This is a genomic window from Algoriphagus sp. A40, from assembly GCF_002002735.1.
Classification (GTDB): Bacteria; Bacteroidota; Bacteroidia; order Cytophagales; family Cyclobacteriaceae; genus Algoriphagus.
Window position 1 is genome coordinate 46,627 of the sequence record NZ_MUNY01000046.1, and the last position, 23,998, is coordinate 70,624.

The following is a 23,998-nucleotide window of genomic DNA, read 5'->3' on the forward strand; positions in this document are numbered from 1 at the left end:
CGAATAGTCCAAAAATAATATTGTGGTGTACTAAATGGGCAGATATCATGGATTTTGGAATTGATAAAAAAAAACAGAATATGAACACTTGGGTAAGTTTTTTATTGCTGGCAGTTTTTAGTAGTAGTCCGCTAGTCAGGGTATTGGGACAAACAGGCGAAAGAAAGTTTTTGCAGGATATTAAAACCGAAATAACTCTTCCTCCCCAAGCCGGGAATAATGTCCTCAAACTTTTTTCAGCGCTTCAAAGTGTTGTTGCTGTCACATCGAATGGCGTTTTCCGTTTCCGAAACGGCAGCTGGACTGAAAATCCAAACGGCAGCGACTGGCAAACTGCAACAGTTGACAAACAAGGAAAAGTCTGGCTGGCAACAGTCAACTCCATTCAGCAGGAAAACTCAGAGCATAAGCTCATTTTGCCTGAAACTTCGAAAAACGACACCATTTTGAGTTTGTTTTGGGAAGATGCAAAAACACTGCACGTGGGTACCACCCGTGGATTGCTCATCTGGGATGGGAAATGGAATCCTCAACCTGAAATCAAAGCCAGGGTAAATGCTGTGGTTTCGGATGCACAAAAACAACTTTGGGTGGCCACCTCCGATGGGCTTTGGCGACGCTCATCGGGCAAATGGGTGAACATGGATGAAACCATGATGGACCGGGGAAATGGGCGGAATTATTTCACCCTTTCACAACAAAAGGAGGGAGCTGAAATTTTGCTGAGCACTCCGTATTCGGTAGGATGCATTTCCGAAACAGGAAATAACTGGGTGCTGCGGGCTTCCGATGGCTTGCCTTACGGGCCGGTCAAAGTGATCAGAACCGCTGATGGTGGGTTGTGGTTCGGAACCGACAAGGGAGCGATCAAAAAGGATTCAGACTGGCATTATTACAATGGAAAGAGATGGTTGCCCGATAATCAAGTGAACGACATTCTGCCCATTGATTCGTATACCGTGTGGATTGCCACTCGGCAGGGAATCAGTCAGATAAAGCAGGTGGAAATGACACTGGAGCAGAAAGCCGATTCCCTGGGGAAAGTAGCCGAACTCAGGCACAACCGACGCGGATTGATCAACTATTCATGGCTGAAAGTCCCCGGGGATTTGAGCAGTAGCCGGATGGAAAACGAAGATAACGATGGCCTATGGACTGCTTGTTATCTTGCGGCTCAGTGTTTCAGGTACGGGGCTACCCAAAGTTCTGAAGCCAAAGAATTGGCCGTGCGTACGTTTGAAGCGCTGGAAAGGCTGGAAACTGTGACCGGAATCTCCGGATATCCTGCCCGATCCTATGCCTTGGCCACCGACAGTGTGAAGCAATCCCGCTCCCCGCACCCTAAATTCTGGCATCCTTCGCCTGATGGCAAATGGCTTTGGCTCGATGATACCAGCTCCGACGAAATTGCGGGACATATCTTTACCCTTGGCCTATTCCATGACCTGGTAGCCGATGAAGGCCAAAAAGAGCGGGCAAAAAGTTTGGTCGAACGGATCATGACCCACATTGTGGACAACGATTTTCACATGATTGATTTTGACGGCAAGCCCACCCGCTGGGGAATCTGGAATCCTGATTCGCTGAATCACTCCAAAAACTGGATGTTCGAGCGCGGCTTGAATTCTCTTCAGATCCTTTCAAACCTGAAAACAGCGATTCACCTCACCGGAAATCCAAAGTTTGAAAAGGCCTATCGAGATCTGATCGAAAAGCACGGCTATGCGCAAAACGCCGTTCAGGCCAAAGTCATGAGTCCATTCGAAAACAGTTATTCGGATGACATCCTCAACTTTTTCCCTTACTATAATCTGCTGAGATACGGGAAAAATGATCCGAATCTACCGCTGTATGTGCAAAGCCTCGAACGCAGCTGGAAGGCTGTCCGCTCCGACCGGATGCCGGTCTGGAATGTGATGGCCAGTGCTATGCTGGAAAAAGACTGTGATATGCAGGTGGTGCGGGAGGAACTGGAACAGTACCCGCTCGACCTGATCAACTGGAGCATGGAAAACAGTCACCGTTGGGACTTGCAGCGCGATATGCTAGCCGGAAGGTTTGATGAAAATCAGGCCGTAAATCCGGTTCCTACTGCAGAAAGCAATGTATGGCGCTGGAATAACAATCCCCGGCAGTTGGATTCAGGATCTGGTGGAGCCAGGGAAGAAGACGGCAGCTACTTTTTGTTTGCCTACTGGATGGCCAGGTATCATTGGCTATTGGCGGGAAATTAACCGTGAATCGATCCTTTTAATAACTGGCAATTTGAAATTGACCAAGGTCGAGTGCTCAACTTTTCCAAAGTTTTGAACTTTGGAAAAGTTATTGACTGGAATATCCTTCCTGCCTGAATTGTAAATCCTATTGGATAGTCGAGCAGGGTTGGGTGTTGGATGAGCTTTGGAAATCCTAATAGGGAAGGCCGATTTGCAGCGTGGGCAATCTATGTTTAGGCAATCGCCAACTATCCACAGACGGATCTGATTTTTATCTTTCAGTTATCTAGGTCCAATACGATTTTGACGTTTTCTTTCACTTTTTTGGAAAGTTCAGCAGGCAATTCACCGATTTTCTTGAGGAGTCTTTTGTTGTCAATTGCCCGAATCTGATCAATCAAGACATCGCAGTCTTCCTTGAGGCCGGCGACACCTTTTTTGAGATGAACTCTCAAAATTTTACTCTCCGGCTTCACATTCGTGGTAATTGGGCAGATTAAAATAGAGGGGTGAAATTTGTTCAAAATGTCAATTTGAACGATGAGTACAGGCCTGGTTTTTCCAGTTTCAGTTCCAAACCTTGGATCCAGATCTGCCAGCCAAACCTCGTGTTTCTTAGTAATCATACTCGCCGAGTTCCTCAAATTCCGAAAGCACCTTCATAGATTCTTCACTGACAAGTTTGGACTCAAAGGCCAGTTGTTTGGTGAGCAGTTTTCTTTTTTGGATGCGGTTATAGTATTGAAGGGCTTCGTTGATGTATCGGTTTCTGGGTTTGTTGATTGCTCCGATGACTTCCTCGGTCTCCTCAAAGACGCCGTCATCAAGTTTCAGGGAAAGAGTCTTCATTTTTTTGGAAGTTAGTGTATCTCAAAAGTATATACTTTCTCTGTTTGATCCAAGGAATTGGATGGGGTTAGAAAGTTTGGATGAAGAGAATTACAAATTCTTTTGGATAGAAAGGTGTTTTGCAAACTTCGCCAAGTCCAGCGTCAAACTATCCTCAGACTGGGTTTTGAAATTAGACTGCAAATTCAAGTATAGATAAACATTTCCTCGATGGTTTTCTCAAAGAGCTTGGCCATTTTGAAGGCTGTAGGTAAGCTGGGATCGAATTTCTCTTTTTCTATGGCATTGATCGTCTGACGAGATACCCCGATGATTTCGGCAAGTTCTTCCTGTGTCATATTCCGTTCCACCCTCAATTCACGAATTCGATTTTTCATTTGAATCGTTTCGAATTGACCAGGACTGCCACCAGATAAGTGATCCCAATAAACATCACCAGAAACCCAATATCAGCATTGAAGGAAATGAGTTCCTGTTGGTCAAGAATGGAGAATGTGAGGCCGACCACTACTGCTAGTCCAAGCGAAATCGCCATACTCTCCAAGTGAATTTTCTTTTCCAGTTCATCGAAGTGATTGAAGAGGTCGCGATTGGCCAAGATCATCAAGATGCCATTGGCCAGATTGACCAGTATCGCAAAAGTGGTCAGAAAGGGATGTCCATCCCAAAGAAATTCTGGTCCAAAGGTGGCAATCGCCAGAGTGGCAACCCATGACCAAGTCCAAGCTGCTAGTTTCTTCACTCGTTTGTTTCGTTCTAGTTTCATCGTTTCCATATTCTTTATGTAAAGTTTACTTTACAAATGTAAATAAGACTTTACAAAAGTCAAGTTTTGTTTACATTATTTTTTGATTTTTATTTTTAAAAGTGCCAGATAAATACTTCTGATACGGTCAAACTCTGCTCCGAGGAAAAAGGGACTACCCGTAGCTGGGCAAGGGTCAGGCCGGCGTATCAGTTCAGAACTGAAATGCAGGAGCTATAAAGTGAAAATTCCCAGAAATCAATTGTTTTAAAAAATGTCAGGGCAGCGCCTAACTACACACAGACGGGGTAGTTAAAAAACAGGCCAAGCGTTCCTTGAACCACACAGCCAGAAGCCAGTGGACTGCGTCGAAGGCTGCAAAATCACGGGCAATCCGCTACTTCCCGTCGCCTTTTTCAAAGTATTTACCGAGAAGGGCGCATTTATGAGCACTTTTGTGGGGCAGAAAAAGCCAATCACCTAAACAAGCGTACTAGTACATGAGGGAATTTTTACTAAACCAACGATACACCAGCGCAGGAGAGCCTGAGCTGGGAGTGGGCGTGGTCACAGAAGTCAGCAAGGGAAAGGTGCGGATATCATTTCCGGCATCAGATGAAGTGAGACTGTATTCCATAGAAAGTGCTCCCTTGCTCAGAACGGTCTTCAAACCCGGGCACACGATCGTAGATCAGCAGGGACAACCCTTGGTGATCGAGGAGGTTAAACTCGAACGTGGCTTGTATCTGTATTACGGCGACGACAGAACGCTAAGTGAGGCTGAGCTTGGGGACGTGTCCACTTCGCATACGGTCGAGGATAGGCTGTTTGCGGGGGATGTGGATTCGCCCGAACTGTTTGCCCTGCGCCGGGAAACCCTGGATTACAATTATCAGCGAAGAATATCTCCGGTACATGGATTTGTCGGGGGAAAAGTCGACTTAATCCCGCATCAATTGTACATCGCCCACGAGGTGAGTTCGCGGTTTGCTCCCCGTGTGCTGCTTTCCGATCAGGTTGGATTGGGGAAAACCATCGAGGCCTGCCTGATTCTGCATCGCTTGCTGGTGACTGGCAGGATAACACGGGTGCTGATTCTTGTGCCCGAATCCCTGATTCACCAGTGGTTTGTGGAGGTGTTGCGCAGATTCAACCTGTGGTTTAATATTTTCGATGAAAAACGTTGTGCCTCCCTCGAAAAGGGTGCGCCGGAGGGAAATCCTTTCCTCGATGATCAGTTGGTGATCTCTAGCATCGAGTTTCTGGCAGGTTCTGCAAAACGAACCCAACAGGCCGTTTCTGCCGGTTGGGATATGCTGGTGGTGGACGAAGCGCATCACCTCGAATGGTCAGTGGAGGAAGCCAGTCCAGAGTACAGCATCGTGGACTTGCTGAGTAGAGTGGCAAAGGGCCTGTTGCTTCTGACTGCTACCCCGGAGCAACTGGGGGTGGAAAGTCACTTTGCGCGGCTTCGCTTGCTTGACCCCAATCGGTATGCTGATTTCCGGGATTTTGTCAAGGAATCAGAAGGCTACAAAGACATCGCTGCTATTGTCGAAAAACTCTCGGCAGGCAAAGGCTTGACAGCGAAGGAAAAGACCTTGTTGGAGTCAATGTTTTCCAAAGAAAGAATCTCCCTGCTTGCCAATAAGGACGAGCAAGCTACGCACAACTTGATCGAAGATCTGCTCGATCAGTACGGCCCGGGTAGAGTGCTCTTTCGCAACACCCGGCTGGCCATGAGTGGCTTTCCAAAGCGGATAGCCCAGCTGATCCCGCTTCGGGACGAGGAAAATCAAAGGGTATGGATCGAGCGTCTGCGGAATGAGTTTTCGGATGATATGCAAGGCACTTTTGAATCCAGGGGGGGGCAGGAATTTTGGTTTGACGAAGATCCGCGGGTAAAGTGGCTGCTGGGGAAGATGGAGGAATTGGAGCCTGCAAAGATCCTCTTAATCTGTACCTCCAAGGAGAAGGTGCTGGCCTTGGAGTCAGCCTTGAGTAAATTCCCTGAGTTCACTGCGAGTGTTTTTCACGAAGACCTCACGCTGGTACAGCGCGATCGTAACGCAGCTTGGTTTGCTGAGCCGGACGGTGCGCAAATCCTCCTCTGCTCAGAGATTGGGAGTGAAGGACGGAACTTTCAATTCGCACATCACCTCGTGCTGTTTGATATGCCTTTCCATCCCGAATTGCTGGAGCAGCGGATCGGCAGACTTGACCGGATAGGCCAGAAAAAGGACATCACGATCTTCATCCCCTATCTAGTGGGCAGCCCCCAAGAGCTCCTGGTCCGATGGTTTCATGAAGGGATCAATGCGTTCAATGCCAACCTGGAAGGAGGAGATATGATCTCCAAACTCTTCAGCAGTAGGCTGCTTACGATTGCTAAAAACACCTCGTTTGAAGTTGCCGAAACGGAATTGGAAGTCTTGATCGCCGAAACGGCTGAATACCAAAAAGTACTGAAGAAAAATCTGGCTGAAGGGCGTGACAGTATGCTGGAGATGAATTCATTTCGTCCGAAAGTTGCGGAGAGACTGATTCAGCAAATCAGGCAGGAGGACAATGATCCTGCGCTGGAGACGTACCTGACCAAAGTCTTTCGGCATTTTGACATCGAGATGGAAGACCTTGCCGCCCGGACATACCTGTTGCACCCGGTGTCATTTAGCGCTTCTGTATTTCCGGCGATTCCGAGAGAAGGAGTGCAGGTCACCTTTGACAGACAGAGCGCGCTCAGCAGAGAGGATGTCAGCTTCCTTACCTGGGATCATCCCATGGCGACCGGAGCCATCGATAAAGTGCTTAGCTCCACCATCGGCACGGCGAGCTGTGGACTGATTCGGAGATCCGGGAAACCCGGACTGGTGCTTGAATTGATTTTCGTCCTTGAGACTTCCGGAAAGCAGCGGATTGACATCGATCGATTCCTACCCCATACCCCGCTGCGGGTTGTAGTTGACCATACAGGAGACGATGTGACGGAAAGCTTCTCGGTCGCAATGCTTAACAAAAGCGTTGTGCCCGGCAAGATAGATTCCTTGCTGGAAAGCAACCTGTTTGTGGAAACCATGCTGCCCGATATGATTGCATCCGCCACGGAGATTGCGGAGGAGATGGGCGAAAATGAGATTGAGAAGGGCCTGGCTCGCATGAGACATACCCTGGATCATGAAATCAACCGGCTGAGCGCCCTTCAGAAAAAGAACAAAGACATCCGGGTCGACGAAATCCAGGCAGCGATCGCAGAAAGAAATACCTTGTCCGCCCTTATCAAAAGAGCCAGGGTACGGTTGGATGCGGTGCAGGTGATCAGGAGGGAGTAGGGGAAAGATTTGCAGAATCAAAAATTTACGAATTGGTCTCGCATTGTTAATCGTAACTCACCAACTGAGCTCGACCACCATATACCAACAGGTTCCTGACACCGAGCACTCGTACTGAGCTCGGTTGCTGAGCGTGTCGAACCAGGTCGAAGTACAGTTTGGGTGTTTTGCTCTCAAACAGTCGGGACTAGGTTCAGATAGTCTAAATTTGAATTACAAATTCGTTTGGATAGAAGGGCGTTTTGCAAACAATGTATAGGCTAGCTCTAACCTACACACCGACGGAGAAATCGAAGCCAATTTTCGTTCTGGAATGGAATTAAGAGACTGTCGTTGGATTGAAAGCTTTGTTAGGTTGAAACGCCTGGTTTAAGAATATCGCATCTGCTTGCAGGATTGATCCATCCTTTGGGGAATGAAGTTGATCATAATTGCCCATAAAGGAAAATCCCATTTCCTTCAGCATAGAATAGATCGTATCAAAGTATACTTGATTTTCATAAAGCTCCTGAAAAGACACCTCCAAAATAAGCACGGATGCCTTTTTAATCGTGTCTATTCCCCCCAGGATCACCATCTTTTCAAATCCCTGCACATCGATCTTGACCAGGATCGGGCCTGTTAGTTCCAAAGACTTGGCGGATAGGTTATCCAGGGTATCCACTGAGATTTTTATCAGTTTCTCATTTTGGGTAAAAGGAAAGTTCTCTTTGTGGAGGTTTTTCATCGGCAAAAGACTGGAGGAATCGGAAAAGTCATTTTGAAAAAAGTCAAATGTTCCGGGCTTTTCGCCTAGCCCCAGATTGAACCCCTTAAAGTTTGGGTCGTTTTTGAAAAGCTCACAAAGGTGATTGAAGACCTCCGGAATCGGTTCAAAACAGTAAATTTTTGCCAAAGGAAACAGCAGTCTAAATCGAGAGGCAAATTGCCCCCGATTGGCACCGATATCGATTATTGTTTTGAAAGAAAAATTTTGAAGCCAGAGGTGTTTTTTGAAAAAGTCATTTTCCACCGTCATTCCTGAGATGAACAAGGGGCCCTTTCTCATTTCGTATCCAAAAGATCTTAAAAATTTATTGATCTGTTCTTTCATAGACTCTATCGTTTTTCGTCAAAATTATCCGATTGCTTATTTGTTATTAATGTTAAGTCGCTCATTAAAAGATCTTCCCCATTTTAGTTTACCGACTTTCTTGTTTCTAATTTCTTGCTAAATACAATTCAGAGTATCAACTGATCTGCCAGTTGAGGGATAAACGTTCGTTTTTGGCTTGGAAGCTTGCCTGCAGCAGGGAGAATAATTTTACTCCCCTGAGAATAAGGTACAGCAAGATGTCCGAATAACAAATTCTTGGGGTTACTCGAGTATTTTGCTGCTGTGCAGCAGTCGGGGCTACGTTCAATCAGAGTAAATTCATATTAACTATTCGTTTGGATAGTAAGGCGTTTTGCAAACTCGCCTAGGTCAGTGGCGAACTAAACTCAGTCGGGGAAATTTGAGAAAATTTTATAGTTTTAAAGCGAAAACTAAGTCAATCAAAATTCCTTTGAAACAATTCATGGCCTTTGCTTTTAGGATTTTAGCATTCCTTCCTGTCTTAATTTTTGTCTTTTCCTGTTCAAGTAATAAAGGTTTTCTTCCCTATGAAGGATTAAAAGGCCAACCAACTCAGGTGAAAATTCTGGATTTTGAACCTCTCAAGGAAAAATCAACCCAGGAACCAAAGCTTGAATCTTGGGAAATTTATGAATTTGATAAAATCGGTCGAATAATAAGCTACCAAGTTTTTAGAAGTGACAGTACGCCGGTTACAGGAGGATCGCGGTTTTATTATTCCAGTAAGGGTCCTGTCCAGCACCAGGAGAATTTTGATTTGAAAGGAAATCTTCAGTCCAGAACGGATTTTACGTATGATAAAAAAGAGAGGCTCTTGAAATCAAGGACCATGGCTGGAGGCAAAGAGACCTCGCTCAAGGAAATTTCCTATGATCCCAAAAAGCCAATTTCCAACACCAAAATTACATATTATGGCAAAGCTGTGATGCAAAATTCTATCGACTCATTGGATGAAAAAGGAAGAATAGTAATGATGACTGATTACCTTCCTAATGGTGCCTTGAAAGGAAAACTTGGATATGTCTATGATAAAAAAGGAAATGAAATTCTCCAGGAGTGGTACAATTCTGAAGGTCAATTGTTCCAGTTTTACAAGAAAACCTACAATGAGAGGAATGAGGAAATTTTGAATGAAAGATTTGAGATCGTTGCAGGTGAACCTGTAAAATCCTCATCTGAAATACGCTACGAATATCTTTATGATTCCTTAGGAAATCAATCTCAGGTTTCTGTCAAAACCGGAAACATGATTTATATAAAAAAAGTGATAGTCACTTATCCGAATAAGAAATGAAGATTTTCTCCACAAGGGGATTGGATAAATTGATGAATTACAAATTCATTTTTATAGTCGAGCGTAGATGCAATCTTCGCTCAGACCAACGGCAATCTTCACTCAAATGGAGGAAAGGTTTATTCCGCCTTATTGCAGAGCAAGTTTCCCGGCTGCAAACAGTCTTCTGATTTCTTTTTTGTCAAATTTCCCCACACTGGTTTTTGGCACTTCATTGATAAAAATATAATCCTTGGGAACCTGATATTTCACGAAGTCTCTGGATAAAAAATCCATCAATTCTTCCATTGAAACTTCCTCTTTTTTGTCCATCAAGACTAGTAAGGCCAAAGGTTTTTCTACCCATTTTTCATCAGGAATCGCAATTACAGCCGCTTCTCTGATTTTGGGATGAGCCATAAGTGCAGATTCCAGCCCGACACTCGAGATCCATTCACCGCCACTTTTTATCAGGTCCTTGGTTCTATCTTTGATTGCCATATAGCCATCGGCATCGATCGTAGAAACATCGCCTGTTTTAAACCAACCATCTTCTGAAAAGCTTTCAGTGTTATTTGTTTTAAAATAGGAGCTTAGGACCCAAGCTCCTTTGATATGCAGTTCTCCCATGGTTTTGCCATCTGTAGGAGCTAAGGCCCCATCATCAGTAACAATCCGTAATTCAACACCCGGGAAGGCAATGCCCTGTTTCGCACGGACTTCCATTTTTTCATTTTCTGATAAAAGCTCATGGATTGGCTGAAGTCGGCTTACAGTTCCCAGAGGAGAGGTTTCTGTCATTCCCCAAGCCTGCACACCCTTTATTCCAAAGTCTTTTTCAAAACCTTCAATCAGGCTTTTTGGCAGTGCAGATCCCCCGACCAAATATTCTTCAAGCGCCAATTTTTCTTTTGGCGGATTTAATTTCATCGCATGATATATACCCAGCCAAATGGTCGGAACACCATTGGCTTTGGTCACTTTTTCTTCTTTAAGAATTTTAATGAGCGCATCGGGCTGTAAATTGGAAGAGGGGAGGACCATAGTTGAACCCGAGAGGAGACAGAGGTATGGAAAACCCCAAGCCATCACATGAAATTGGGGTACGATCAACAGAACGGTGTCTCTATTGCTGAAATTTCCTGCATTTGGAGAAATAATGGTTGACGCGTGTAAAAAGGTGGATCGATGAGAATACAAAACTCCTTTAGGTAAACCGGTCGTTCCGCTGGTATAGCACATGCCGCAAGCCTCATTTTCATTTAGTTTGGGCCAGTCAAAATCTTCCGATTCCCCGGCCAGCAAATCTTCATAATCAAGTGTATTTGGCAAAGTGGTTACAAAATCTGCAGGCGCATTTAGTAAGATGAAATGTTGCACAGTTTCCAGCAGTGGAGCTATTTTTTCTAAAAGAGGAACCAATGTGGCATCCACAAAAATCACTTTGTCCTCCGAATTATTGATAATATACTCGATTTGATTGCCGGACAAACGGATATTTATAGTATGACAAACGGCCCCAATACCGGATATCGAATAATATAATTCTACGTGGGGGCCATGATTCCATGCAAAAGTTCCTACCATGTCACCTTTTACAATTCCCAATTTATTGGTCAATGCATTGGCCAGTTTTTTACACCGTTGATACATCTTACCAAAACTGTATTCATGGCGGCTTCGGTCTGGTAAATAGGTTATTATTTTTTTACGATGATAAACTCTGTTTCCATACTCAAGAATTGTAGTTGTAGTGAGCGGGTAATCCATCATTAAGCCTTCCATTCTTAAAAATTTTAGGTTATTGGTTTTTCATTTCCTTTTTGGGGCAGTCAAATCATGGGTAGTAGGAGTAGCCTCGGGCTGTGTGGGGGCACTTACACTCCCTTGAGTATAAGGTACAGCAAGATGTCCGAATAACAAATTCTATGGGATTCTTGAGTGTGTTGCTGCTGTGCAGCGGTCGGGACTATGTTTAGGCAGGGGAAAAAAAACCATTGAAATGGTTAAAGCCATTGACCCCAGGCTCGGAAAGGATTTCTTACCACAAGACTTTTATCTGTCCATACAGATTAAAATTTGAATCTTTCGAGATGATAGTCTGCTTTTCAAAAATTGCCTGAGAAATAATTATTCGGTCAAATGGATCTTTATGAATTTCCTCGAGATTAGAAAGTTCAATTATATGCTCGAAATCAAGAGGTAAGATTTCAAAGTTGTTTTTTAAAATTTCCTCTTTTAGATCTTCCAGTTTAATATCCAGCTTGAGTTTACCAAGGTTCAATTTGATGGCAATTTCCCAAATTGAAGCAATACTGATAAACTTAGTGTTTTCAGTGTTTTCAATACTCAATCTTGCTTTTTTTGACAAATTGTCGCTTCCCTCAAGGAACCACAAAAAGGTATGAGTATCCAACAGATAGTTCATCACATATAATCTTTGAACTCGTCCAAAGGCGCATCAAAATCTTCTGATAGATGAATTTTTCCTCTTAAGCTTCCAAAGGCCGGTTTTTTGGTCATGGATTCAGCTTTCTTTTTCTTAGACTTTTCTACTAAAAATTCAATAAAATTCTTCGCCTCCTCTTTGAGTGCCGGGGGAAGAGATTCAAGTTTTGTATATAGGGATTGAGAAGCCATTTCAAAGGATTTACAGGTGAAAATACGGATTTTAATCATTTCAGGACAATTCTTGCTGGCCAAATTGTCTCAAAACTCATTCCGAACTGACTAAAATTTAGATAGATTTCCAATTGAAGTTGATCTTGCCTAGGCGAATTAAAAATTCGTTTTGATAGAAAGGTGTTTTGCAAACTCGCCTTGGCCAGCGGCGAACTACACTCAGAACGGATAGAAAGGCGATTTGCAAACTGTGGATAGGCAAGCGTAAAACTACTCTCAGACGAGGGGCACAAAAACCATTGAAATGGTCAGAGGCATTGACCCTGAACCGACATAGGTCACGGTTTAAACCGTGGGCTATGCATCGAATCGGTTAAAAAATAATAGCTTTATTATTTTTGCCAGGCATCAACCTTCCCATTTTCAACATAAACATATTGTCCTGATCCAAAGACATATTGTTTTCTATTTGAATACTTTGTGACTGTTTGGTTTATATCTTCGGGTTTCCCCCAACTATCTAAAAGCATTTCTTCAGTCATTCCAATCCAAATGGTTTGTTTTGCAATTTTTTCTCCAATTTCCTTTCCATACTTTTTATGAAACTTTTCTCTTCTATCGTTTAATGACTTTTGATAAGAAATTTGACCCTGCATTTTCGCATTTTTTAGCATTACACTAGCTATACTGTCATTTTTCCTTATTTCCTCTTCTTCATTGATTTTCATTCTTTCTAAAGATTCTCTAGCCTCATTTCTTCCAACTTCAATTAGAGAATCTTCTCTCCTTTTCCTTTCTATCTCCTTTTCATTAAATACCTTCAATTCCAATTCTTTAATTTTTGATTCTGCGCCTTGTAGTTCAAAAGTTTGGTCTATAAAATATGAACTAATAAATCCTTCCGTCTCTCCAAATCTTACTTTATACCTTGAAGTACTTCCTATTCCATTTGGAAAAAGGATATCTAATAATTCAAGCTTATCTCCCTTCATAAGCACTTTTAAAGTTTTGGAATGTATTTTTTCATTCTCAGTCAATTTGGCCTGGTTGGTGTTGACTGTAATTAGTCCAATTGATTCTTGCGAGAATGCTTGAAAAGAAAAGCCGGAATAAAGAAGAGCAACAAAGAAGATACTTGTAATTTTCATAAGATTTTTATTTGGACCGATTTACCAGTGACTACCCAACCCTTTCTAGGCGTAGTCAACTTCTTTTTGCTGTGAGGTTCTTCTGGACGCTGGGTGGTATTTGCAATCCCACCCTTATATCCCAACCAATTTACAATTGGTCAATTCATCAAATCACTTCACAAACAACACCCCAACTCCCTTCTCAGTCGCCAACTTATTAAATGCCGGAACGGCGGTTTCAATCAGTCGTTTGCCTTCTGTTTCCAGCGGTTTCCACTGTTCCAGTAGTTCAGTGTAACGGGCTTTGGTGCCTTCGTTGATCTTGGGAATGCTGCTTTCTCCATGGTTCATCATAAACATAAAGTTGGCGGTGAACTTGTTGGGGAAGTTTTCCACGTCATCGTAGGCAGTGGACTTGCGCTGGATCATCAGTTCGTCCCAAGCTTTGAGTTCCTTGATCAGCTTTTCTCCTTCGGTTTTTAGGTCTTTGTATTCGGTTTTGTCATCCAGTTTTTTCAGTAAGTCGGTAAGTTGGTCTTGGTAGGTTTTTGCGGTGTTAACCATCGTGTGCATCGTGGTGACTTCGGATTCCAGTTTGCTCATCCATTCGTGATAGGCTTGGTAGTCCGCTGGTGTAAGGTTGTAGCCCGGTACGTCTTTGATGATAGATTTGACTTCGACGGTTTCAGGCCCGGAACTGATTTTCAGGGTATAAGTTCCCGGAATCGCCTTATGACCACGATAGCTGGACTCGATGTAAGCCGTTGGAATGCCCGGCACGGTCGGATAACGCAGATCCCAAACGAATCGGTTGAGGCCTTTTTTGACCGAAATCACAGGATCGGAAGAAGGACCTCCATCATAGGACTTGAAATCCTGATTTTTCTTCGAGCTGATTTTCCGAACCAGTTTTCCGTTTGAGTCAAGAATCTCGAGGGTCAGAGCGGTGGAATCGGTGACGGTTTCCGGCAGGTGGTAATAGATCACCATGCCGCTGGCGGGATTGTGTCCCAGGAAAGAATCGGTGCCTTTGAAGTCATCGAGATTGCCGTTCATGGCGCTGTACCAATTACCCAAAATCGTTTCCTCAGGCGTATAGACGGCAATTTTTTCAGCTTTGGCTTGAAGTTCACGGACAAGGTTCAGGTCATCCAAAATCCAATAAGAGCGACCGGCCGTTGCGACGATCAGGTCGTTATGGGCAACTTTCAGATCGGTAATCGGAGTCAGGGGAAGGTTCAGTTGGAAAGGATTCCAATTGGTTCCACCGTCTTTGGAAATGTACATACCCGTCTCGGTTCCGGCGAAAAGCAGGTTTTTCACCTTGGTATCTTCACGCACCACTCGGGTAAAAGCGCCTGTCGGGATTCCCTTGGAGATGTTGGTCCATGTCTTTCCGTAGTCCGTGGTTTTGTAGAGACCCGGCGTGTAATCGTTGAATTTGTATCGGGTAGTGGCGATATAGGCCGTCGCCGGATCATGAGGAGATACTTCAATCGCATTGACCAAGCATTCTGCCAAGCCTTTTGGTGTGACATTGGTCCAGGTTTTTCCATTGTCTCTTGTCAGTTGAACCAAGCCGTCGTCGCTTCCGGTCCAGATGACTCCGGCTTCGTGAGGACTTTCGATCACATAGGCAAGCGTGCCGTAGTTTTCAGCTCCCACAGCTTCATTGGTGTAGGGGACACCGCCTTTTCCTTGTTTTTCTTTCTCATTTCGGGTCAGATCGGGAGAGACTTCTGTCCAGGTTTTGCCCCAATCCTGGGTTTTCAGCAAGACTTGCGCGCCATGGTAAAAGGTATTGGGTTCATGCTGAGACCAGATGATGGGCGCGTTCCAATTGAAGCGGTACTTCATGTCTTTGGCGTCCATGCCGAGGTATTGGATGGGAGCCGCCATGATATTGGTCGAACCCTGAGTTTCCATGTCAAGCACCTCAATAGTGCCCTGGTAGCTTCCGCCGAGTACATACCTGGGATCATCGGGGTCGAAAGCCAAGAAGGCACTTTCCCCGCCTGCGGAGTAATTCCAGTGCTCTTGACCGATTCCGCCACGACCCAAAGCCATGCTGGAAATCACCACGGAGGTATTGTCCTGCTGACCACCATAGATGCGGTAAGGGAATTGATTGTCGGTGTTGATTCGGTAAAATTGGGCTGTGGGCATATTGCTTTGAACAGACCAGGATTTGCCACCGTTGAAGGAGATCGAACCTCCGCCGTCATCGGCAAGGATCATATTGTTGGCGTTTTTGGGATTGATCCAGAGGTCGTGGTAGTCGCCATGAGGGCCATTGATGTCTTCAAAGGATTTTCCTCCGTCGATAGAAACATGCATGGGGGCACTTTGAACATAGACTTTGTGCTCGTTTATCGGATCGGCAAAAACCTCGATGTAGTACCATGCACGCTGGGTGAGTTTATTTTCTTTGTTGATCAACGACCAGCTTTCTCCGGCGTCATTGGAGACGAAAAGTCCGCCCAGATCCTTTTCGGTATCGCTTTCGATGAGTGCATAGACTTTGTTGGAATTGGCTCTGGAGACGGAAATGGCCATTTTTCCTTTCTCTTCGGGCAGTCCCTTGTGGATTTTCTTCCAGGTTTTTCCGGAATCGGTGGATTTGTAAAGTCCCGAACCCGGTCCGCCTGATTTCACTTGCCAAGGGAAACGCTGGTGCTCCCACATGGCGGCATAGAGAATTTCAGGAAAATTCATGTCCATGGAAAGTTCCACTGCGCCGGTCATGTTGTCCACGAAAAGGACTTTTTCCCAAGTCAATCCTCCGTCGATGGATTTGTAAACGCCCCGATCTTCATTTGGGGCATGAAGTGCGCCTTGTGCTGCGACATAGACGATATCCGGATTGGTTGGATGAATCTGGATTCGGGAAATGTGCTGAGTCTTTTCCAAGCCGAGCTTTTTCCAGGTCTTTCCGGCATCGGTAGATTTGTAGACTCCGTCGCCATAAGAAGTCATGACGCCTCTTGGAGCGTGTTCGCCCATGCCTACGTAGACGATGTTGGCATTGCTCTCTGCAACAGCCACTGCGCCCACCGAACCTGTGGTGAAAAATCCATCGGAGATATTTTCCCAATGCTGTCCCGCATCGCTGGTTTTCCAGACTCCGCCTCCGGTGGTGCCGAAGTAATAGGTGAGAGGGTCGTTGACTACTCCCGAGGCAGCTACAGACCTTCCTCCCCTGAAGGGTCCGATGTTTCGGTATTTGAGTGGGAGGGTTTTGTCAAAGGATTGAGAAAAAGCTGAAATGCTGCTCAACAGCAGCAAAAAGGAGAATATTCGTTTCATGGGTGGCTGGTGGTTTCAAATCAAAAGATAGGTAAAACAGAAGAATTTGCCAGCTAACCATTTAAAAATGAAAAAGCCCGATCGCACTACGGTCGGGCTTGATAATAGAGAGATTTGAGCTTAGTTATTTCGCCCTCTGCTGCTTTCCTTGCTTGAGTTAGTACTTGAGGTTCTCTCAGTATTGGCAGGAGAATCCCGCTGGGTTGGCGCCGAAGTTTTCACCTGAGAGGAAGATCGGCTGTTTTGAGAACTGGAGGGTTGGGAAACTCTCTCTCCGCTTTTCGCAGGTTCACTTCTTTTCACTTCAGAAGACTGAGTTCTGACAGGAGCCTGAGCAGGTCTTGACTGCTGCACCGAACCTCTCGAAGGTGCGCTTTGTTGAGTTCTCGATTCTTCTTTTTTCACTTCGGATCCTGATCTGGTGGTAGGTGTTGAGCCTCTTTGGTCAGAACTGGTCGAAGGTCTGTTTTCATAGGTCCTGGCCGGAGCATTTTCTCTGCTTCCTGAGTTTTGTGAGCGCGACGGAGCTGTGGTAGTGCCTCTGCTGTTGTTTTCACTCGGCATTGGAGTCACTGTCGGCTTTTGTCCACCATTGCTTACAGACGGATTGCTTGAGCGGCTTGGAGCAGTTGTTCCCCCCGAAACAGTCGGATTCTGAGAATTTCTAGGAGAGGACTCAACCGATCTTCCGCCTGAGTTTACGCTTGGAGAGCTGTTTCTCGAAGGAGTTGTGGAGTTAAGTTCTCGGTTGGATCGGGCAGTTTTAGCCTGTTGCACATCCAGTACTCTAGAGGGTCTCATTTCGTTGGTTCTGCCTCGGCTATCCTGAACTTCCGGTTTGTACATTGCTACGGAATTTCTCGAAACAGTCGCTCTGCCCGGAGCATTGCTAGCTTGGATATTATAAACCGGAACTGTGGTTCGGGTTACGCGTTCCACTTCTCTTCGCTGTGGACCTCCGACATAATTATGGTTGTTGTACACCACAGTATTGTTGATGATGGTGGTGTTGTTATAGATTTTCACTTTGGTTTTGTGCGGCGCGTGATATCTGTAGGCAAAGTGATGGTGGATTCGGTGATTTGGGACAAATACCCAATGGACCGCCGGAATATTTACCCGTACGCTGATGGATACACCTGGTCCGAGTGGCGCCCATCCGTAATATCCGCCACCTGTTCTCCAGTTGACCCATGCAGGTCCCCAATCGTAGCCAGGAATCCAGGCCCAGCTTTGGAAGTAATCATCGAAATACCAGCGACCGTAGTGGAATGGAGCCCAACCCCAGTCGTAATAGGACACCCAAGTGTTGCCGTATTCGGTCATGACCCAGTGACCTTCGGTGCCATAAGGATGGAAGTCGCCCCTGACCGCAGGCAGCCAAATGTAACCGTACCGGGCATCCTTGACCCAGTCTCCATAGGGTGCGAGTTCATCGTAAAAAAACTGAAAGCTGACTCCTCTGTAATTTTTTGCTTCCGCTTCCTGCGGAGCGATCATGCCTGATAGGAGAAAAACTCCCAATGCAAGGCTGCCAAACCATCGAGTGGCAAAGTGCATTTTCATGGTAATTGTGGTTTAGTGTGGATATTTGATGGGTTTTGGTCGGAGACTTTTTTTGCGGGTTTTTGGTATTGGTTTTCTCTTTTTTAGCTCATTGGTCTTTTATTTTATAGATGCGAAATTGTATTGAATGGTTGCAGGACTTATTTCTAAAATCGGGCCAGTTTTAGGAATTTATTCGATAAGATTTGTGAGAAAGTTTTGATTAAAATCAAAATACTGAAAATATGTTTTCACTTAATTGAAAAAATAGATTAATGTATTTTGAAAAAATTGAAATTTCGAAAAACACTATTTTACTATAAGAAAATTAAATTCCAGGCAGGCTAGCACTTCAAACAATTTTTAAAAAAGTGGAAAAGAGATTTTTTTCAGGGGTTGAAAGTTTTTTATCAGAATTCTGGCAACCGGATGTTTTTCCTCTTTCAGGAAAGGCAAAACGGCTTTTGAGTTTACTTTTTTGTCCGAATCCCACATTCCGGTGGATGATTTGCGACTGTAAAACGAAAAACCCGGCATTTTCATACCGGGTTTCCAAAGATTGTTTTCAATTAAACGTCAATCACATTTTTCAGACTGACTGGCGTAGTGACGTTCCCCGTTGACGTAAAGCTCCTCATCGACAAATTTGAGGTTGGCCACAAAGGGAGCCAGGTCTTTTTTCTCAAAGGTCAGAGTTAAAGTTGCTTCGGAGTTTTTTCCCACTACAGTCCAGCTGCCTTTCATTCCGCCTTTATAATCCGGATTGGAATCCTTCATCATGCCTTGTTTGGAGATCTGAGCCCGGAATGTTCCATCTTCACACAGGTTCACTTTGGTCTGCTGCTTGCCGCCGATAAATCCTTCGTAGGCGATCACCAGTTTTGCCGACAGGAATCCTTTCCAGTCAAAACCCTCGTAAGGGTCGATTTCTTTTGGAGTGGATAAAACGGCTGTTTTCAGCATCTCCAAAGCGGATTGAGAGGCCATTTCAGCATTTTCTTCCACAGAAATTACCAACACTGTGATGCAGGCATCACCGCATCGGGTAGCAGCAAATGCACGGTAGTTTTTTGGAGGAAGGTAATTCCCCGTGGCTTCAGCATGAGAGTAAAGCAAATCACCTTCGATGGTGGGATCGGTGGCCTTTAGCCGAACCGTCTCGGAAATGTCCACTCCGGCTTTCCAGGTTTCGGCAAGTTGTGCCAAGTCGACTTTTTCCCGGCCAAAAACAAAGATTTCGCCGAATGTGCCACTTGCGGAATTCAGCAGAAAAACCTCTGTTTCCCTTGGAAGGACACCAACCCAACCGACTGGGATCTGTCCGCTGAACCCATATCGGGGAGCGTATATGGAATCTCCTGCATTGTACATTTTGCCTGGTTGGATCCGGTTTTTCAGGTTTTGTGAAAATAGAACCTGAGAAAATGTCATCATCCCGAGTAATAATGCGAGCGAAAAAGAACGTGTCATAATCGTGTTGGTTTAGGCATTGATCAAGTTAACAGAAAGATTCATGTGAAAAAACCTCGGAAAGTGAGGAGAAGTTTTTCCTAATGGCATAGGAATTAAGGCTTTGCTCAATACTTTCTTTTGAAAATACCAGAAAGGGGAACAGCAGATATTCCGTGAAGGAAAATGCTCAACAGGACTGTGAGCGTGATAATGCTGACCATCTGCTCTAGCCCCTCTATTCCCAACTGGATTATAGCCATCAGCATGTACAAAACAGAAGCAATCCCCCTTGGTCCAAACCAGCCGATAAATAGGGTGGTTTTGAGATCCAAACCCGATTTGATCAAACTAAGCGCTACAGGCACCATACGGATTATGGTTAGACTCAGGACTGCATAAGCCAAGGCTCTCCAATCCCAAAGGTGGTAGGAGAACGGCACCAGGATAATTCCGAAAAGAAGAAAAATGAACAAAATCATAATCTGACTTCCAGCTTCCCCAAATTCCTTCATTCTCTCCCTCACCAGCTCATTGTGTGTGCCCAAAAGCATGCCTGCTACATAAGCAGCGATAAAGCCATTGCCTCCCATAAGCTCAGCCCCTGAAAATGACAAAACCGCAATTGCCACGGAACTAAGCATTTGATAGACTGTTGTCATCATTCCTTTGTTGAAGGCCCACTCCACCAGTTTTCCTCCTGCCCAGCCGATCAAACCGCCGATCAGAGGTCCGTAGATAAATTGCTTGGCAACAAATCCCATCCAATATTCCCCGTCAAACCCTTCTCCGGCCGAACCGGAAAGCAGTGCAATACATACCAAAATTGGAGGAAGACCAATTCCGTCGTTCAAACCGCTTTCCACATTGATGGTTTGTCTGATTCTACGGGGCACTTGATCGCCTGTCACCACCGCTTGTCCCAATGCCGCATCGGTCGGAGATAGGATAAAGGCCATCAGAATCAAGATCAAGGGCGGTATTTCAGGAAACATTGGAATAGCGACCAAGGAGCCAATGATCATCGTCAGTGGAAGACCGATCCCCAGAAGCCGTGTCGGTAATCCCCGATCCTTTCGCAAGCTTTTTAGGTCGATGGTTGATCCGTCAATAAACAAAACCAGGAGTAGGGTGAATTCCATCAGGGGCTTAACAGGCCCTGCTTTTGGGCCTTCCCTTAGGAGTTCCATGTCGAAAAAACTGACCATAAGACCGATGATGACAAAAATCATCGGAGCAGTGATGATCGAGTTTTCGGCTTTTTTGGAGAAAAAACCATAACCCAATATTAAAAGGGCCATGAAAACTACAATCGGGTGGTCATGCATAAAGTATGGATTTGGTAAAAGTTAAATTTGAAGATAAAAAAATGAAATTTAAAAGCTCTTGACTTGCTGTGCTCAGCCAAAGCTAAACCACAGCCTTCTTTTGCCCTAGAAAATCCTCTGCTTTATCAATTTTCCCATCACCCAATTTGCCCTCGCTCCGGTAACTCCTGTGCTGACGCAAGTGTCAGTTCCCAAGAGATCTTCTACAATTGATTGGATCAGGGGTAATTGGATGTGTTTGGGGAGTTGGACGTGGAAGTGAAAAGGCTCTTCTCCGTCGCGGATCAGGGTAAATTCTCCCTTTCCGAATGTGGCAAAGCGGATCTGCCCCTTGTCTCCGTCAATGACGATCTCATCGATCTCGGCAGAATGAGAAGTGCTAAAACACCAGTTGCCGGAACCAAGGACGCCACTCTCGAATGCAAAACTTCCGACTACAATATCCTCGACTACATACGCCTTGGCCTGATTGGCTGAGAAACCGGAGGCATGTGTGATTTTTCCAAAAAAGAAATCCAACAGATCCAGTTGGTGGGAAGCCAGGTCATAGAAATACCCTCCTCCGGCGATTTCGGGAACAACACGCCAGTTGTTTTCCAATTTGGTGATGATCTCGGGTTCAACGATCTGGTTCATGTTGATGTGAACCGTTCGGACTTCGCCAATCTCGCCTTTATCGATAAGTTCTTTGATTTTCACAAAATGGGGCAAAGCCCGACGATAGTAAGCCACAAAAAGTGGAACTCCGGCCTTTTCGCAGATGTCGATCATTTCTAGGCATTCCGCATGATTTCGGGCCATGGGCTTTTCTACGTAGACAGGTTTTCCGGCAGCAGCTGCCATTTGAGTCAGTTCCAAATGGGCATTTGGAGGCGTGGCGATGTAGATCGCATTAACTTCAGGATCATTGATCAAGTCATAAGCTGAGGTGTACCATTTGGGAACTCCATGGCGCGTGGCGTAGTCCTGGACTTTGACCTCGTCCCGGCGCATCACGGCAACAAGTTTACTATGAGGCACATGGTTCATCGCAGGTGCGGACTTGACTTCACATACATTTCCAACACCCAAAATGCCCCAACGAACCTCAGAATCGGTAAATTTTTTCATTTCGGAAAATAGGGAAAGGGTTCGAAAGTTGAAAGGTTGGAAGGGTGAAAAGTTGTCGGGTTTGAAAGTTGAGAAAGTGGAAAATTGGCAACCGATAACGTGACCCAAAAAATAACCCCGATAAGGAATACCGGGGTTTGTAAGTTTATTCCGCTGGAGGAGCCCGCCTTTTCATCACCAGACTGTCGGCTGGATAGGTGGCGGCGAGCATGGCCATTTGGGCTTTAGCCCAATCGACAAGCACTTGTCGGTCCGAGTCTGAAAGATTTGCCTCAGGATGGAGTCCAAAGTAGGTGTAAGATTCCAAAGGCATTTCTTTTTCCTCAACCATTTCAATTACCTCTTCAAATTTATGGTTTTGAACCGCAATAGGTAGTTTGGTGAAAGAGGAGAAGTTTAAATGTTCCTTTCCCTCGTTGACATGGTCAGCAAGAATGTATTTGACTGGCTGAACGTTTGAATACCAAGGATATCTAGTCAGGTTGGTGTGGCAATCGTTGCATGCTCCTTTGAGGATCATGGAGACATTGTCCGGGACGTTGTAACTTTTCGTGACGTCAAATTCGGTGTCGTTGCTTTCGTTTTTCTCTGCAGGAATAAACTGGATGAGTACGAGCAGGACTACGAGACCGATTGAGATTTTTTTGAGCATGGCTTGTATGATTTTATGGAAATTAGATTTAAAAATCTGAGTTTGGTTTAACTCAGGTTAAGCTTTTATTTTCTTGAATTTCAGACTTTTTTCCATATTTAATTCTTTTCCCAGCTTAAGATCCTCTTAAATATTTTTCAAGTTCAGCCTTTGGATTTGAATCCCATTACAAAAAAAATGGGTTTCTGACTTTGGGAGCAGCAGTCCAAATTTTTTGTTTTTAGACCAGTACATATTTGTTAAAACCGATCAATCATCACCATACCGTTTTCCCGAAAATCATCCATAGCGGGTAATTCCTCCACCGCTTCCGCCAAAGTGATTCTTCGACCGATGAGCTTCTGGGGAGCAAGTTTTCCGTCTTGAATCATTCGCATCATTTCCGGATAGGCATGTGCCTGCATTCCGTGACTTCCCAGGATTTCAAGTTCTTTGGCAATGACCAGGTGCATCGGGATTTCCGGATTGGATTCTTTTCCCGCCATCAGTCCGACTTGGACGTGTTTACCTCTTTTTCTCAAACTGGCGACGGAATTGAAGCAGGTGATTTTACTTCCCAAAGCATCTACAGAAACATGGGCACCGCCTTTGGTTAACTCCATGATTTCAGCCACCACATCTGAAGTTAGCTTTGCATTTATTCCGAATTGGGCTCCGGCGGCCTTTGCCAAAGCCAGTTTTTCATCTGAAATATCCACTGCAATAACTGTAGCACCAAAGGCCGCAGCAATCATGATTGCCGAAAGACCCACTCCGCCGCAACCATGCACGGCAACCCATTTTCCTCCGCTGACTTTCCCTTGGGCAGCAATTGCCCGAAAAGATGTGGCAAATCGACAACCCAAACTGGCAGCGGTTTCAATGCTCATTTCCTCCGGGAGTCGGACCAGATTGGTTTCTGCCCGATCGATTGCAACAAATTCCGCAAAGGAACCCCAATGCGTAAATCCCGGCTGAAACTGGTCGTCGCAAATTTGCTGATTTCCGGAATGGCATGTCGGGCAAACTCCACAGGCGCAAACGAACGGGACAGTCACCCGGTCACCGGCTTTCCAGTTTTTCACACCTTTTCCCACCTCGAGGATAACGCCGGCAAACTCATGTCCAGGAACATGAGGAAGTTGGATATCCGAATCATGACCCATCCAGCCATGCCAGTCACTTCTGCAAAGCCCAGTGGCTTTCACTTTTATGACGACTCCGTTTGGGGCAGGACTTGGATCAGGAACAGTTTGAATGGTTGGTTGTTGCTGAAAGGATTCAATGACTAGCGCTTTCATTTGGGATTTTTAGAGTTCCTGAAATTTATAGAACTGTCTCGGGATAT

At 45.1% G+C, this 23,998-nt stretch carries 19 protein-coding genes; 3 read left to right on the top strand and 16 right to left on the bottom strand.

Features of this window, described 5'->3' with window-relative positions; all coding sequences use genetic code 11:
* Positions 1-80 precede the first annotated feature (80 nt).
* On the top strand, positions 81-2,234 hold the full coding sequence (locus B0E43_RS28810; protein ID WP_077348887.1) for a transcriptional regulator: 2,154 nt from the start codon (positions 81-83) through the stop codon (positions 2,232-2,234).
* Positions 2,235-2,494: 260 nt separating this feature from the next.
* Here B0E43_RS28810 and B0E43_RS28815 read toward each other — a convergent pair whose 3' ends face one another.
* From B0E43_RS28815 to B0E43_RS28830, 4 genes are all read right to left on the bottom strand, one after another.
* Positions 2,495-2,842: a type II toxin-antitoxin system PemK/MazF family toxin gene (locus B0E43_RS28815; RefSeq protein WP_077348760.1), complete on the bottom strand. Its 348-nt coding sequence runs from the start codon at positions 2,840-2,842 to the stop codon at positions 2,495-2,497.
* Positions 2,832-3,065: a hypothetical protein gene (locus B0E43_RS28820; RefSeq protein ID WP_077348762.1), complete on the bottom strand. Its 234-nt coding sequence runs from the start codon at positions 3,063-3,065 to the stop codon at positions 2,832-2,834. The genes B0E43_RS28815 and B0E43_RS28820 overlap by 11 nt, the downstream gene beginning before the upstream one ends.
* 185 nt (positions 3,066-3,250) lie before the next feature.
* Complete coding sequence (locus B0E43_RS28825) at positions 3,251-3,442, bottom strand: helix-turn-helix transcriptional regulator (RefSeq protein ID WP_077348764.1); 192 nt, start codon at positions 3,440-3,442, stop codon at positions 3,251-3,253.
* A complete protein-coding gene (locus B0E43_RS28830; RefSeq protein WP_254423397.1) occupies positions 3,439-3,831 on the bottom strand; it encodes a hypothetical protein in 393 nt (130 codons plus the stop codon). The genes B0E43_RS28825 and B0E43_RS28830 overlap by 4 nt, the downstream gene beginning before the upstream one ends.
* 479 nt (positions 3,832-4,310) lie before the next feature.
* Between B0E43_RS28830 and rapA the strand changes: the two genes are divergently transcribed.
* The gene (gene rapA / locus B0E43_RS28835; protein ID WP_077348769.1) at positions 4,311-7,139 is read left to right on the top strand and encodes an RNA polymerase-associated protein RapA; all 2,829 of its coding nucleotides are present in this window, start codon (positions 4,311-4,313) and stop codon (positions 7,137-7,139) included.
* Positions 7,140-7,458: 319 nt separating this feature from the next.
* Here rapA and B0E43_RS28840 read toward each other — a convergent pair whose 3' ends face one another.
* Entirely contained in the window at positions 7,459-8,232 is a 774-nt protein-coding gene (locus B0E43_RS28840) for an FkbM family methyltransferase (RefSeq protein WP_077348772.1), read from the bottom strand.
* Positions 8,233-8,812: 580 nt separating this feature from the next.
* On the opposite strand from B0E43_RS28840, the gene B0E43_RS28845 reads away from it, so the two are divergent.
* Entirely contained in the window at positions 8,813-9,550 is a 738-nt protein-coding gene (locus B0E43_RS28845) for a hypothetical protein (RefSeq protein WP_139352714.1), read from the top strand.
* 129 nt (positions 9,551-9,679) lie between these two features.
* On the opposite strand, the gene B0E43_RS28850 is transcribed toward B0E43_RS28845, so the two are convergent.
* The 11 genes from B0E43_RS28850 to B0E43_RS28900 all read right to left on the bottom strand — a co-directional run bounded on the left by B0E43_RS28850 (position 9,680) and on the right by B0E43_RS28900 (position 23,951).
* The gene (locus B0E43_RS28850) at positions 9,680-11,314 is read right to left on the bottom strand and encodes a long-chain fatty acid--CoA ligase (protein WP_077348776.1); all 1,635 of its coding nucleotides are present in this window, start codon (positions 11,312-11,314) and stop codon (positions 9,680-9,682) included.
* A gap of 256 nt (positions 11,315-11,570) precedes the next feature.
* The gene (locus tag B0E43_RS28855) at positions 11,571-11,957 is read right to left on the bottom strand and encodes a type II toxin-antitoxin system VapC family toxin (protein ID WP_077348778.1); all 387 of its coding nucleotides are present in this window, start codon (positions 11,955-11,957) and stop codon (positions 11,571-11,573) included.
* Positions 11,957-12,208, bottom strand: a complete 252-nt coding sequence (locus B0E43_RS28860) for a DUF2281 domain-containing protein (RefSeq protein ID WP_254423398.1) — start codon at positions 12,206-12,208, stop codon at positions 11,957-11,959. Before B0E43_RS28860 ends, B0E43_RS28855 begins: the two co-directional genes overlap by 1 nt.
* A 335-nt stretch (positions 12,209-12,543) precedes the next feature.
* Positions 12,544-13,299, bottom strand: coding sequence for a hypothetical protein (locus tag B0E43_RS28865; protein ID WP_077348780.1), 756 nt, complete (start codon positions 13,297-13,299; stop codon positions 12,544-12,546).
* Positions 13,300-13,452: 153 nt separating this feature from the next.
* Positions 13,453-16,587: a glycosyl hydrolase gene (locus B0E43_RS28870; protein ID WP_077348782.1), complete on the bottom strand. Its 3,135-nt coding sequence runs from the start codon at positions 16,585-16,587 to the stop codon at positions 13,453-13,455.
* Positions 16,588-16,707: 120 nt separating this feature from the next.
* The gene (locus tag B0E43_RS28875) at positions 16,708-18,153 is read right to left on the bottom strand and encodes a DUF6600 domain-containing protein (protein WP_139352715.1); all 1,446 of its coding nucleotides are present in this window, start codon (positions 18,151-18,153) and stop codon (positions 16,708-16,710) included.
* Between the two features lie 555 nt (positions 18,154-18,708).
* Positions 18,709-19,602, bottom strand: a complete 894-nt coding sequence (locus B0E43_RS28880; protein ID WP_139352716.1) for a hypothetical protein — start codon at positions 19,600-19,602, stop codon at positions 18,709-18,711.
* 107 nt (positions 19,603-19,709) lie between these two features.
* Entirely contained in the window at positions 19,710-20,909 is a 1,200-nt protein-coding gene (locus tag B0E43_RS28885) for a sodium:proton antiporter (protein ID WP_077348794.1), read from the bottom strand.
* A gap of 105 nt (positions 20,910-21,014) precedes the next feature.
* Complete coding sequence (locus B0E43_RS28890) at positions 21,015-22,019, bottom strand: Gfo/Idh/MocA family protein (RefSeq protein WP_077348797.1); 1,005 nt, start codon at positions 22,017-22,019, stop codon at positions 21,015-21,017.
* Between the two features lie 145 nt (positions 22,020-22,164).
* On the bottom strand, positions 22,165-22,671 hold the full coding sequence (locus B0E43_RS28895) for a heme-binding domain-containing protein (RefSeq protein WP_077348800.1): 507 nt from the start codon (positions 22,669-22,671) through the stop codon (positions 22,165-22,167).
* Between the two features lie 239 nt (positions 22,672-22,910).
* On the bottom strand, positions 22,911-23,951 hold the full coding sequence (locus B0E43_RS28900) for a zinc-dependent alcohol dehydrogenase family protein (protein WP_077348802.1): 1,041 nt from the start codon (positions 23,949-23,951) through the stop codon (positions 22,911-22,913).
* Positions 23,952-23,998: the final 47 nt, after the last annotated feature.

What these genes read in the sequence shown, in the direction of transcription:
- B0E43_RS28810 (WP_077348887.1), top strand. Translation starts at nt 81, where the DNA reads ATGAACACTTGGGTAAGTTTTTTATTGCTGGCAGTTTTTAGTAGTAGT.
- B0E43_RS28815 (WP_077348760.1), bottom strand. Translation starts at nt 2,842, where the DNA reads ATGATTACTAAGAAACACGAGGTTTGGCTGGCAGATCTGGATCCAAGG.
- B0E43_RS28820 (WP_077348762.1), bottom strand. Translation starts at nt 3,065, where the DNA reads ATGAAGACTCTTTCCCTGAAACTTGATGACGGCGTCTTTGAGGAGACC.
- B0E43_RS28825 (WP_077348764.1), bottom strand. Translation starts at nt 3,442, where the DNA reads ATGAAAAATCGAATTCGTGAATTGAGGGTGGAACGGAATATGACACAG.
- B0E43_RS28830 (WP_254423397.1), bottom strand. Translation starts at nt 3,831, where the DNA reads ATGAAACTAGAACGAAACAAACGAGTGAAGAAACTAGCAGCTTGGACT.
- rapA (WP_077348769.1), top strand. Translation starts at nt 4,311, where the DNA reads ATGAGGGAATTTTTACTAAACCAACGATACACCAGCGCAGGAGAGCCT.
- B0E43_RS28840 (WP_077348772.1), bottom strand. Translation starts at nt 8,232, where the DNA reads ATGAAAGAACAGATCAATAAATTTTTAAGATCTTTTGGATACGAAATG.
- B0E43_RS28850 (WP_077348776.1), bottom strand. Translation starts at nt 11,314, where the DNA reads ATGGAAGGCTTAATGATGGATTACCCGCTCACTACAACTACAATTCTT.
- B0E43_RS28855 (WP_077348778.1), bottom strand. Translation starts at nt 11,957, where the DNA reads ATGAACTATCTGTTGGATACTCATACCTTTTTGTGGTTCCTTGAGGGA.
- B0E43_RS28860 (WP_254423398.1), bottom strand. Translation starts at nt 12,208, where the DNA reads ATGATTAAAATCCGTATTTTCACCTGTAAATCCTTTGAAATGGCTTCT.
- B0E43_RS28865 (WP_077348780.1), bottom strand. Translation starts at nt 13,299, where the DNA reads ATGAAAATTACAAGTATCTTCTTTGTTGCTCTTCTTTATTCCGGCTTT.
- B0E43_RS28870 (WP_077348782.1), bottom strand. Translation starts at nt 16,587, where the DNA reads ATGAAACGAATATTCTCCTTTTTGCTGCTGTTGAGCAGCATTTCAGCT.
- B0E43_RS28875 (WP_139352715.1), bottom strand. Translation starts at nt 18,153, where the DNA reads ATGAAAATGCACTTTGCCACTCGATGGTTTGGCAGCCTTGCATTGGGA.
- B0E43_RS28880 (WP_139352716.1), bottom strand. Translation starts at nt 19,602, where the DNA reads ATGACACGTTCTTTTTCGCTCGCATTATTACTCGGGATGATGACATTT.
- B0E43_RS28885 (WP_077348794.1), bottom strand. Translation starts at nt 20,909, where the DNA reads ATGCATGACCACCCGATTGTAGTTTTCATGGCCCTTTTAATATTGGGT.
- B0E43_RS28890 (WP_077348797.1), bottom strand. Translation starts at nt 22,019, where the DNA reads ATGAAAAAATTTACCGATTCTGAGGTTCGTTGGGGCATTTTGGGTGTT.
- B0E43_RS28895 (WP_077348800.1), bottom strand. Translation starts at nt 22,671, where the DNA reads ATGCTCAAAAAAATCTCAATCGGTCTCGTAGTCCTGCTCGTACTCATC.
- B0E43_RS28900 (WP_077348802.1), bottom strand. Translation starts at nt 23,951, where the DNA reads ATGAAAGCGCTAGTCATTGAATCCTTTCAGCAACAACCAACCATTCAA.